The sequence below is a fragment of the Cytobacillus kochii genome, from assembly GCF_044790165.1.
In the GTDB taxonomy this organism is placed as follows: Bacteria; Bacillota; Bacilli; order Bacillales; family Cytobacillaceae; genus Cytobacillus; species Cytobacillus kochii.
This window is the reverse complement of record NZ_CP085254.1, coordinates 2,313,834-2,325,756: the sequence shown is the minus strand read 5'-3', so window position 1 is coordinate 2,325,756 and position 11,923 is coordinate 2,313,834. Positions and strand designations below refer to the sequence as shown.

Annotated in this window: 13 protein-coding genes and 2 pseudogenes; 13 read left to right on the top strand and 2 right to left on the bottom strand. The window is 33.8% G+C overall.

What is annotated here, in order from left to right:
• Positions 1-217 precede the first annotated feature (217 nt).
• From LG276_RS12075 to LG276_RS12060, 4 genes are all read left to right on the top strand, one after another.
• The gene (locus tag LG276_RS12075; RefSeq protein WP_224936480.1) at positions 218-565 is read left to right on the top strand and encodes a DUF2294 domain-containing protein; all 348 of its coding nucleotides are present in this window, start codon (positions 218-220) and stop codon (positions 563-565) included.
• 38 nt (positions 566-603) lie between these two features.
• Positions 604-978 carry a hypothetical protein gene (locus tag LG276_RS12070; RefSeq protein ID WP_224936479.1) on the top strand — a complete coding sequence of 125 codons (375 nt, stop codon included), beginning with the start codon at positions 604-606 and terminating at the stop codon, positions 976-978.
• Positions 979-1,117: 139 nt separating this feature from the next.
• A complete protein-coding gene (locus tag LG276_RS12065) occupies positions 1,118-2,242 on the top strand; it encodes an NADH:flavin oxidoreductase (RefSeq protein ID WP_224936478.1) in 1,125 nt (374 codons plus the stop codon).
• A gap of 401 nt (positions 2,243-2,643) precedes the next feature.
• Complete coding sequence (locus tag LG276_RS12060) at positions 2,644-3,546, top strand: sulfurtransferase (RefSeq protein WP_224936477.1); 903 nt, start codon at positions 2,644-2,646, stop codon at positions 3,544-3,546.
• A gap of 199 nt (positions 3,547-3,745) precedes the next feature.
• Here LG276_RS12060 and LG276_RS12055 read toward each other — a convergent pair whose 3' ends face one another.
• Entirely contained in the window at positions 3,746-4,603 is an 858-nt protein-coding gene (locus tag LG276_RS12055) for an alpha/beta fold hydrolase (protein WP_251161634.1), read from the bottom strand.
• Between the two features lie 508 nt (positions 4,604-5,111).
• A complete protein-coding gene (locus tag LG276_RS12050) occupies positions 5,112-5,321 on the bottom strand; it encodes a hypothetical protein (RefSeq protein ID WP_251161633.1) in 210 nt (69 codons plus the stop codon).
• 176 nt (positions 5,322-5,497) lie between these two features.
• On the opposite strand from LG276_RS12050, the gene LG276_RS12045 reads away from it, so the two are divergent.
• The 9 genes and pseudogenes from LG276_RS12045 to LG276_RS12005 all read left to right on the top strand — a co-directional run bounded on the left by LG276_RS12045 (position 5,498) and on the right by LG276_RS12005 (position 11,847).
• Positions 5,498-5,686 carry a hypothetical protein gene (locus LG276_RS12045; RefSeq protein ID WP_251161632.1) on the top strand — a complete coding sequence of 63 codons (189 nt, stop codon included), beginning with the start codon at positions 5,498-5,500 and terminating at the stop codon, positions 5,684-5,686.
• 379 nt (positions 5,687-6,065) lie between these two features.
• Positions 6,066-6,530 carry a 2-dehydropantoate 2-reductase N-terminal domain-containing protein gene (locus LG276_RS12040; protein WP_251161631.1) on the top strand — a complete coding sequence of 155 codons (465 nt, stop codon included), beginning with the start codon at positions 6,066-6,068 and terminating at the stop codon, positions 6,528-6,530.
• Positions 6,531-6,633: 103 nt separating this feature from the next.
• Positions 6,634-7,032, top strand: a complete 399-nt coding sequence (locus LG276_RS12035) for an NAD(P)H-dependent glycerol-3-phosphate dehydrogenase (RefSeq protein ID WP_306469987.1) — start codon at positions 6,634-6,636, stop codon at positions 7,030-7,032.
• A gap of 160 nt (positions 7,033-7,192) precedes the next feature.
• Positions 7,193-7,899, top strand: a pseudogene (locus LG276_RS12030) (nucleotidyltransferase domain-containing protein).
• A 181-nt stretch (positions 7,900-8,080) separates the two neighbouring features.
• A complete protein-coding gene (locus tag LG276_RS12025; protein WP_251161630.1) occupies positions 8,081-8,746 on the top strand; it encodes an HAD family hydrolase in 666 nt (221 codons plus the stop codon).
• Between the two features lie 147 nt (positions 8,747-8,893).
• Positions 8,894-9,700 (top strand): protein phosphatase 2C domain-containing protein, encoded by an 807-nt coding sequence (locus LG276_RS12020; protein ID WP_251161629.1) that lies wholly within the window; start codon positions 8,894-8,896, stop codon positions 9,698-9,700.
• A gap of 150 nt (positions 9,701-9,850) precedes the next feature.
• Complete coding sequence (locus tag LG276_RS12015; protein ID WP_251161628.1) at positions 9,851-10,246, top strand: SRPBCC domain-containing protein; 396 nt, start codon at positions 9,851-9,853, stop codon at positions 10,244-10,246.
• 197 nt (positions 10,247-10,443) lie between these two features.
• A pseudogene (locus LG276_RS12010) lies at positions 10,444-10,811 on the top strand (DUF4180 domain-containing protein).
• A gap of 361 nt (positions 10,812-11,172) precedes the next feature.
• Positions 11,173-11,847 (top strand): FadR/GntR family transcriptional regulator, encoded by a 675-nt coding sequence (locus LG276_RS12005; protein WP_224936463.1) that lies wholly within the window; start codon positions 11,173-11,175, stop codon positions 11,845-11,847.
• The last annotated feature ends 76 nt before the right edge of the window (positions 11,848-11,923 follow it).

Here is an 11,923-nt window from a genome sequence, read left to right as displayed (position 1 = left end):
TAATAGGTGAATGGTGAGATGGATAACGAGTAGCGTCTGCTGCTTTGCTATTAGCCCGCCATAAAATAGTTTGCGTAAACAAACTATTTTATGGCGGGCTTATTGTATGCATAAAGGAATAGGTTTATCTAATGATCACATGGAGGACCATAAGATTACATTTGCGCTATACACTTACCTGGAAAAACTGTGACTTTATTATTGGAGGACGCTTTTAATGAATATCGAACATCAATTCAATATGATTATAAGAGAAATTCGAAAAAAACATGTAGGCAATGGGCCAAGAGAAATGACTACAAAATTTACAGGCTGTTGGGCGATTACGGAAATGAAAGGGAACTTAACAAATGTCGAGAAGTTCATGATTGAATCAACGAAAGGCTACCAAGTAGTCCATGAAGCTCGAACAACCCTTATCAAACAATTATATAGCGATAAAGAAAAGGTTGAAAAACTTGAAGGACTCGTTGGTGCTCAATTAATCAATATTTTTACTGATATTGATTTAGAAAAAGATATTGCGATGACGATTTATGTTTTTGATAAACCTTTGCAAGTATAACTCTCAACTCGTTAAGATGATTAAAATTGGAAAAATAGGTGATTAAAATCGATATAAAAGAAATGTTAAATCAAGTTCCTGTTGTGAATGAAGAAGAAGGACGGTTATTATTAACTAACTTAAATACGCAAATGATTAAACTATTTCAGGAAAAGGAAATCGCAATCTATTATTCACTATTAGAGGATGTTTTGAAGATTGCAAAACATTTAAATTTAGATACGGTAATTAAATATTTCGGAATCACCCCCGTGGTGAAGGCAAATGAAAGCATGCAGTTCCAAGAGATCTTTCGTTGTCTTCACACAAAGGAAAGGAATAATAATTGGTTCTTGGATTTCTTTTCTTTATATTTAGGTGTTTCTGTCATTTATGGCTTTAAACCTGAAGAAATTAAAAGAGCTGATTCCTAATAAAGAGAAAACATTTCAATCCCTTTTGTTGAAATGTTTTTTTATGCAGTGATAAACGAATAAAATATTCTGTTAATTGAAAGCATTTTACTTGTATTTGTTAGCATTCTTTGTAAAATGAAAGCAAGGAGTGATAAAGATGGTAGAAAAAATTGCAGGGCATAGTTTATTGGAAAAGGTGTCATTTGGAAATGGGCAATTAAAAAGCAGGGTAGTAATGGCACCAATGACAAGAGGATTCTCACCAAATGGTGTACCAGATGAAAAGGTAGCACAATATTATCGCAGGAGAGCAGAAAATGGTGTAGGCCTTATTATTACTGAAGGCACAGCGATTGATCATCCATCAGCAGTTGCTGGTGAAACAATTCCCCTTTTTTATGGCGAGGATGCACTAAAAGGTTGGGCAAATGTAGTAGCTCAAGTACATGAAGCCGGCGGGAAGATTATTCCACAATTATGGCATGTTGGTGCAGCAAGAAAAGCCGGGAGTCTACCTAACATCGATTCACCGCCTGTCAGTCCTTCAGGAATCACGTTAAAAGGAAAGAAAATTGATCAAATCAAGGTACTTACAGAAGAAGATATACATGACCTAGTTGATGCGTATGCAAAGGCTGCTAAATCTGCCAAAGAGATTGGATTTGATGGCATCGAATTACACGGAGCTCACGGTTATCTAATTGATCAATTTTTCTGGGAACTGACTAATAAACGGACAGATCAGTATGGTGGAGACCTACAGGAACGCTCTACATTTGCAGCAGAGGTCGTTAAGGCATGCAGACAAAGTGTTGGTCCCGATTTTCCAATTGTTTTCCGCTATTCTCAATGGAAGGGTACAGATTACAAAGCCAAGTTAGCGAATAATAGTAAGGAACTTGCGACCATATTATTACCTTTAGTTGAAGCGGGTGTAGATATTTTTCATTGTTCAACAAGACGCATATGGGAACCAGAATTTGTAGATGAACACCCTACATATAACTTAGCTGCGTGGACAAAGAAAATCACACAAAAACCAACAATTGCAGTTGGATCCATTGGCATTAATCGCGCATATTTAAGTAGTGAAGATAATGCACAAATCACCATTGAAAAAAATCTTAAAATTGTCGATGAAAAAATGAATGCTGGTGAATATGATTACGTGGCAATCGGTCGTGCCCTACTTGCAGATCCAGAATGGGTAACTAAGTTAAAAGATGGGGCACTTGATCAGGTGAAAATTTATACAAAAGAAGCAGAAGGCACCCTCTATTAATAGGAAATTATTTTAAAAACCGATTAAAATAAGAATCGGTTTTTTTCCCGTTGTTTCTTTCCTCCATAAAGGAGGGCCTTATGTAGCAAGATTGAGTTGTAATGTAGAGACGAATCGAAAAGATATTTTCTTATAATTATTGGTATGAATGTCGAATGTCTTTACTTAATTTCATTCTCTCTATTCAATGAACAGGTTTAGGGAGAGTGTTTTTTTTGCTCGAAAGCTTTCATAAAATAATGATTATGATTAAGCTTTTATCAATGTTTCTAACCTTTATAAATAGGGAATATGAAAATATAATGGTTTGTTTCATAAAAATGAACATTGCAAACCTAATTCCTTGTATACAGATGGGTATAATGTTATATTAATCAAAAATCGAAAGAGGAGAGAAGAGTATGACCAAAACGATTCCACCAATTGTTTCAACCCAATGGTTAGAGGAACATTTAAATGATGAAAATATCCGCATACTAGACGCGACGACTTTCTTAAAGTTACCAGATGGTGATGGACTTTACTCTGTAACGAACGGACGAGACGCATATAAAGAAGAGCATATTCCGGGTGCTGTGCATGCGGACGTAGTAAACGAATTAGCAAACCCAGATGATCCAAAAGCATTTACATTGCCATCTCGAGAAAGGTTCGTAGAAGGGATTGAAAAATTGGGTGTCGGTGATGGTACGCATGTGATTATTTATGACAAAATCGCTGAAGTCGGCTCCCCGAATGCCGCATCTGATTGGGCATCACGTGTTTGGTGGCAACTTCGCTTCGAAGGATTTGATAATGTCTCAATCTTAAACGGCGGGTTTAGAAAATGGAAAGAAGAAGGTAGAGAAATTAAGTCTGGGATTGAATATTATCCAAAAGCAACCTTTAATGGTAGAAGAAGACGGGAATTATTAGCTACAAAAGAAGATGTCAAAAAAGCGATAGATGATCCAAACATGATTATTATGAATTGTTTATCACCAGATGTCTTTAGTGGTAAGAAAAACACTTACGGTCGTCCCGGTCATATTCCTAATAGTAAAAATGTCTTCTTTGCCGACTTATCAGATGATGAATCACTTCTCATTAAAGATGAAGAAAATTTACGTGAAATTTTTGAGCCGACCGGTGTATTTGATCAATCTAAAAAAGTCATCACATATTGTGGCGGTGGGATTGCTGCTACATGGAATGCTTTCATTCTATATACACTAGGCCGTAAAGATGTCGCTGTATACGATGGTTCCATGACAGAATGGGTGCAAGACGAAAACGCGCCACTAGTAACAACCAATAATGAATAAATTCTTTCCACGAATGTTCTCGCATTTGTTGATTTAAATTAAAATTTATAGGTTGTAAAAAAGTTCGATAATTTATAAAAAAGATTGATAACTTATAATAAAGTTTGATCAAAAGTCCTGTATTGATGCAGGACTTTTTGTTCAGCAATCGGGCCAGATTGTAGAGCAACATCTATAAAAATAAAATTGGATATATATGTTATATTTCAAGGAATCTTAGGTTGATGACAGTGGGCCTGAGCCTGCTTGCGGTAGGACAGTTACGATATTCAAATAGTAGTAGGTGGCTGATTGTGATATCATCGCCTGTAAAATTTATGAATATCGACTTATTTGCAGCTTTAGTAGGAATCCGATGGTTTACCTTTTCAATAAACTTTAATTCATTCAATGGTAATTTCTCATGCAATTGTTTGGCATAACGATGAAATGGTTTATCCTTCTCACCATAGACTAGCATAATTGGATGATCAATATTACCTAGTTGATCCGTACAATTATAGTGCAGACTATATCGGAAATACTGTTCTATATTTCTGGCGTCTCCTTTTCGTGCTTCCGTAAACAACTTTTTAAACAGCTTTTGTGTATTTGAATTGGTCTTTGACATAGACCATGCCAGTAAAGAGATAGCATCAACCTTCGCAAGTTTTATTCCTAAAGAAATTTTTTGCCTTAAATACATATCGTTTACATCAGAATATCCGCCAATTACTATCCCTCCTAATGCGTGCTCGGGAGAAGTCCGCAAAAATTCCAATACGATAGAGCCTCCAGTAGAATATCCACAGATGAATGCTTTTTCAACTTCAAGGTGATCCAACAGACGTTTGATATCTTCAACAATTAGTGTAAAGGTTATTGGTTTGTTTGAATACTGACTCTTTCCGTGACCTCTAATATCAAAAGTAATTACTTGAAAATGGGAGGATAATTCTTCTACTTGGTACTCGAAATTAGTGGAAGTGAGTACAGGAGGATGAATAAAAACAAGAGGAATTCCCTCTCCTTTAACCGAATAATACAGACTAATCCCGTCCACATTGAGAGTTGACATCTGTTTAAACACCTCATTTTATCTATAATTGTTTTTGATCCAACTATATAGGCTATACATTAAAAAAGGTTACTTTTTTTATGAGACCCAATTTTATTAAGAGTATTTTTTATATTGTTCTATTGTCAGATTTCAAATATACAAAGGAGCTCTAAATTTTGCACTAAAAATTAGTCCTAGACACCCGTTGTTTGGGAATATTGAGACCTTAAGAATTGTGCCAGTATCACTACTTAAGTTTCCTTGCCCCATACTCATTTGTCCTTCAACAAATGGCGCATATCCAGAACAAGGATAGCTTGAAAAAAACGATACTTATTGGGAATTGTTCAACCATACACATTTGAATAACCTGTTCGGGGAATTTTAACTGATGACCTCTTAAACATCTATAAAGATTTATTGTTATTGAGGATATACCTAAAAGTCATGCTTCGAACTTAATTGATTATTACTAAAAATATGAAAGCTTTGCCAATATTTATTTGGGCAAAGCTTTCTCATATCATTATTGGTCTTTTTGTTCTTCTTGCATTTCATTTTCTTCACCATTTTCATTTCCGTTTCCATTTTCACCTGGAACCGCATCATCGTTCTCTTCTGAAGGTTCTTCTGTTGGATCTGGTTCTTGTTCAACTTGTTGGGTTCCGCATCCAAACAGTAAGCCAAGTGAAAGAAAAGCAGAAAGAGAACCAAGGGCGATCTTTTTTAGATTCATAAAGTTTCTCCTTTTTTTATTGAATAATAATTATACTGTTTGTAAAGTATTGCTTTATTATTCATCTACTAAATAAAGTATAAATGGAAATAATAACTTGATATGTTTTTAATTATTTTTAGCCAAACTAATATCGTTCTAAATATTGAACAAATCAATTAATAAAGGTGATATGAATGAAGACAAACATGAATAATATCTTACCTGTTATCGCTTCAGTTGGTGTTGGTATTGCTGCTTATCAAATGATGAGTGGTAATGGCGGAAAAATGAAAAACATGGTGCCCCTGGCTTCAAATATGATGGGAATGGGAACCGGAATGCAGGAACAGGATCAACAACAGCAAGGTAATCAAAACTCCTAAGGTGTTACTCAATTAGTCCCTTTTCGTGTCTAAGACGAATAGGGTCTAATTCCTGATATGATGTAATAATTAACACAAATTTATTTATTTAAATAATACTTCTAATAAATAAAAGACAAGAAAAAAATGTTTGTTCAGCAATCGGCGCTATCATGGAGAAAGGATCAGCGCTTATTTCCGTTTTAGGGCCAGATTCTGGAATAACGCTTTGTGAAAAAGATGAAATTTTTAAATAATTGGTATTAAGTTAAAAGGCAGGATTGCTGAATAAGGCAGGAAGGATATTTTGTTGCTCGTACCGAATTTATCCTGATGCCAGTAAATCCAATTTTTAATGGGAAACAAAGCAATGAAAATGAATTCAGAAAAGGTGAGATTTATGAATATTTCAGTTCTAGGATGTGGGCGTTGGGGCACATTTATAGCCTGGTATGTTAATAAGGTTGGGCATAATGTAACGTTATGGGGAAGAGAACACTCAAGGAATTACATTCGACTTAAGGAAACTAGAAAGAATGATTATCTTTCGTTACCAGAGGATATAGAACTTAGTAATTCATTATATAGAGCAGTTTCATCTGCTGAGTTTATTATCATTTCTATTAGTGCACAAGAATTACGTTCATTTGCACGTCAATTAAGCTCATTAAATGAAATACAAGGGAAAACCTTCATACTATGTATGAAGGGATTAGAAGCTACTAGTGGAAAAAGGCTTTCACAAGTATTTGGTGAAGCCGTTGGGAAAAATATCGATGTAGCAGTTTGGGTAGGACCAGGACATGTACAAGATTTTGTTAATAATATCCCAAATTGCATGGTTATAGGATCAGAAAAATATTGAAACCACAAAGAAAATTGTTCAGGAACTCAACAGTGATTTAATTAGGTTTTACTATGGACAAGATCTTATTGGAAATGAAATAGGAGCAGCTACAAAAAATGTTATGGGTATAGCTGCAGGAATGTTAGATGGACTAAATTATAGCAGTTTAAAAGGTTCACTTATGGCAAGAGGTACAAGGGAACTATCTCGCCTATTAAGAGCGATGGGAGGAAATGACCTAACAATATATGGATTAAGTCATTTAGGTGATTATGAGGCAACATTGTTCTCAATGTATAGTCATAACAGAAAATTTGGTCAAGCACTTGTCCAAGGTGAAAGGTTTGAAAAATTAGCAGAAGGTGTTTCAACTGTAAGGGCATTGAGAGAATTATCCAAGCAATTTGACGTTGAACTTCCAATTACTAACGCTTTATATGAGATTTTATTCGAGAATAAAAATGCAAAAGATACATTAGAAGATCTATTTTTAAGACCTGTAACATTTGAATTCCAATGAGAAATTGATTTTTTAAGGTGAATACTTCTTCAACATACGAGGGCTTTTCTTTAGCATCTGTGGATCTCCACATACCTTACATGACGATATTCAGCAATCGGGCGCGTTTCTTCAATAAGAAAAAACGCCTTTCGTTGCTACAACTGGATCAAACCTTTTCATTCACTTCACCTCTAACAATCTTATTGATAAGCACTTTTCAAATTGCCAAGGGCTTTAATAGCAGGAAGTGTAGTTAGGGGAGAGGCAACAGAAACTTCTGATCTTGATATTGTCATTTTTGATAAAAGACTTACTTCATCATATAGAGAGTCTATGTTTGACTTTGGATGGGCAATAGAGGTTTTTGCCCATAATTTTACTTCATACAAATACTTTATCGAAATGGACTGCAAAGCTTCAAAGCCTTCTATGCCAAGAATGATTTCTGAAGGGATTATTTTAAGAGATGAAGGAATCTTAGAATCTATAAAAAAAGAAGCGAAAGATATATTAGAGAAGGGACCTGAAATATGGTCTGAAGAAATTGTTAGTACAAAGCGATACTTTATAACTGATGCACTTGATGATTTTTTAGGAAGTAATAACCGAGCTGAAGAAATATTTATAACTAACACATTAGCTGATCTTGTTCACGAATTTGTATTAAGAACTAATCGTTAGTGGGTTGGCTCTTCGAACTGGATTATTCGTGCTTTGAATCAACATGATGAGAAATTTACCGAAGAGTTCGTAGAAGCCTTTAATGTTTTTTATAAAACAGGTGAGAAAAATAAGGTTGTTCAATTAGTAGATAAGGTTTTGGATCCGTACGGTGGGCGTTTATTTGAAGGATTTCCTCTAGGAGAAGAAAAAGATAATCCATAAAACCTAATTAAGCAATCGGGAGCAATTCTGCAGCAAGAATTAGGCTCCTTCTTTATGTTAAGGGCCATTTAATGGAGCAAGAATTATCGAGTAAACGGGACAGTTTGATAATAAATTTAAATAATTCTGAGTTTTTTATGGTAAAATGAGGAAGGTAATTGATACAGAAAGGAAGCTTTATATGAACAAATATAAGATAATTTTATTTGATTTAGATGGAACACTTTCAGACCCAAAAACAGGTATAACTAAATCTGTTCAATATGCGTTAAAGAAAATGGACATTGATGAACCTAATATCGATAAACTTGAATGTTTTATCGGTCCACCACTTCAAGTATCATTTGCTGAATATTACGACTTTGATGAAGGGAGTACACAAAAGGCAATTCATTTTTACAGGGAAAGGTTCAAGGATAAGGGTATGTTTGAGAATGACCTATATTCGGAAATTCCTTTTCTACTAAAATCATTAAAAGAACAACAATATATTTTAGTTGTTGCAACTTCAAAGCCTACTGTATTTTCTGAACAAATACTAAAGTATTTTAACATTGACCATTATTTTGATCTTGTTGTTGGAAGTAATCTAGACGGAACACGAACATCAAAAACTGAAATTATTCAATACATACTTGATAAGTACAATGAGCATAGGTTAGATGATTTTATTATGATTGGTGACAGAAAACACGATATGATTGGTGCAAATAATATTGGTATTGACTCTATCGGAGTAACTTATGGATATGGTTCATTTAAAGAATTAAGTGATACTAACCCTACACATATTGTTAATTGTGTTGACGAGATAACAGATATTTTAATAGCAAGTAAAGTTGGATAAATAACGAAATTATATTTCCGAAATAAGGAATTGGCAGCTATTCAGCATGAAAAGGGTGCTTTTCTTAGGTTATAAATCTTATAAATCGTTTTATTTCTTTTGTATACTAAAAAATAGTTGACCAATATGAATACAAGGTGATTAATCATGAGTGATTATCAATGGGTAGGAAGCCAAAAACATTATGTAGATGAAGTTCACACTGAATTGTTGAACAACGATATTGTAATAGGTCATTTTGGTGGTAACTCTTCAACTGGGCAATTTAAGAATGAAGATGGATGTTTAATTTGGGTTAATCAAGAAGAAGATTGGGAGTTTGTTATTATTCTTGATGCTCATAATACAGCACAAAGTGCAGAATTAGTCCTTAAAACCTTTGAAAAAGAAAGAGACTCAGTGCAACAAATCTTAAAAATGCAGACAGTAGAAGCTTTCGACACCATATCCACCTTCATTCTAAATATTTTTAAGGGTCAAAGCTTTCGAGAAGCTAATCAAAATGTCCAAGGAGAAACTGCTTGCCTATTTGTTGTTAGGAAAGGAAAATTTCTTTGGTGGCTGTCGATAGGAGATTGCATTCTTTATTTGTTTCATCCTGAACTTAAAGCACTAGGAGAATTTCAACAGAATCATAGAAGTTTTTATGAGTGGGTAGGTCAAAAGAATACTTTTAATTTAGCTGTACCTTGTTACAGTTCTGGAAGGAAAGAATTACGGAAAGGAGAAAATCATATTTTCTTAACAACCGATGGACTTATTGAGTGCCCAAATACTAATTTTGACAACCCAATTGAAATATTTAATACCTTCGAAGGGATATCCAATCAATATGGTGTTAAAAGATTATTAGAAGAGATTAAGGAAAATAATGTACGTGATAGTACAACAATAATTTCATGGAAAGTAACTATCAACAATTCAGCTACTTTACCTAGTGATATTCCGCAATAGGGCGCTTTTCAAGAACAAGGAAAGCTCTCTTTTTGTAGTAAATGATTTGAGTTAGTTTGTATATTTTGAAATAATTGGTATTAAGCAATAGGACATTACTTTTGTATAAGGCTTAAAATAATTAATTCAAATTAAGGGAGGGTAAGAATTATGGGTAATGAAGAAGATAAGAGTTCTGTTTGGATTGTTAGCAAGAAAGAGAAAGTTTGGAACGCAATAATAAATGAAGATAAACTTTCACAGTGGTATGCACCTGGTTCACCTTGGGTAATTCCTAGTCTGAATGTTGGTGAGAAAATTACTTTTACGTTAATACCTAGTGTACATAATAACATTACAGAGAAACTTCCAATGACCTTAACAATTGAGAATGTTGTTACCTATCAGGAATTTGCCTTTCGTTTAGATTCACAACAAATTCTAATATCAATTACATTAAAAGATGAATCAAATGGAACAAGAGTAACAATGAATTCGGAAGGTTTTGCTGCCTCTTTAGAAAATTTGAAAGCCTTAGTAGAAGGAAATAAAATACGTAATATTTAAAAAAGGTTATTCAATTATAGGGCGCATTTCCGGAATAAGGATCTGCGCCTATTCTGCATGAAAAGGGCCAGATTATTGAGCAACGCAGTTGTGGTATTCAAGATAAATGGTGTTTAGAGTTAAAACAAGTTAAGGCTACTGAAGCAGGCTTTTTTATGAAGATAATTATATAATTGTATTTGAATGGAGGATTAAAGATGAAAATAAAAAAGGCAGAAGCTAACGGACATATCATAGCAATAGTTGATGCAGATTCAATTTTACTAAAAGATGAACAAAGTGCATTGGATCTTATTATGACGATTAGCAGTGAAACAGGCAGTAATCGAATTACACTAAACAAGGAAGCAATATCAGAAGATTTTTTCAAGCTTAGTACAAGACTTGCAGGGGGAATCCTTCAAAAGTTCATTAACTCAACATTAAGTTTGCTATTTTAGGGGATTTTTCGTCATATACTAGTAAACCACTGAAAGATTTCATTTATGAGTGTAATAAAGGAAACAGTATATTTTTTGTTTCATCAGAACAAGAAGCGATTGATAAATTGTCTAATGCAATATAAACATTAGAAGAAAAAGTTTCAAAAAAGGAAAATGCGGTTTTTGCACGTTTTTTCTAATTGAGCTAACTCATCTGTTCCATTATAGGGCGCGATTGTTGAGCAACAAAGGTAGAAAATAATCAAACTTTTTTTATAAAAATCGTCTTCGTAAAATGTTTAAAGAGCCTGTTTTTATCAAACTTTTTTTCAAAACAGGCTCTTTTATATTTGGGAAATTAACATAATAAGACGTGCATTTGATCAAACTTTTATATAACCCAACAGCATTCATGGTTTTTCATTTCGCAAAAAATAAGCATTTACATAAATGATCGTTTACACTATATTCTATATTAATACTAAATAAGGTGTGGACAAATATATGACTCAAAAAAGATTATCCGATTCCATCGCTGATGACATTATCTCTATGATTGTCATTGAGAAACGTTTTCAACCTGGAGATAAGCTACCTAACGAAAATGTATTATCGGAAGAATTGAATATTAGTCGAACTACTTTAAGAGAAGCGATTAGAATCCTTGTTACAAATGGCATTGTCGAAATCAAAAGAGGTAGAGGGACTTTTATAAAAGAAGCTTTGGATATTGACCATATGCAACATTTCGGATTGCTTACAGATGCAAAAATTAATGCGAAAGATTTGTATGAAATGCGCTTAATATTTGAACCAGAAGCTGCATACTATGCGACCATTCGTGCAAGTGACCAAGAAATGAAAAGAATTATCGATTATGGATTACAAATTGAAGAGAAGATTAAAAAGAAGCAAGATCGAACGGCTGAAGAGCAGAAATTTCATCAATCAATTGTTAAAGCGACCCATAATGAATTTATGGAAAAGCTCATGCCTGTCATTTATCAAGCCATCGATAAAGGTGTGATTTTATCAGTCGAAAAAGAAGTTGCAATTAAAGATACATTGAATGATCATCAAATGATTATGGATTTTATGAAGAATCGTAACCCTGAGGGAGCAAGAAGTGCGATGAAAATTCATATATTACATGCAATGAGTGAATTAGGAATTGAATAAAAAAGCAAAAAAGAGCATCTTTTTATAAAAGATGCTCTTTTTTGTCTAACAACGTTATTGACAGCAGACAACATAC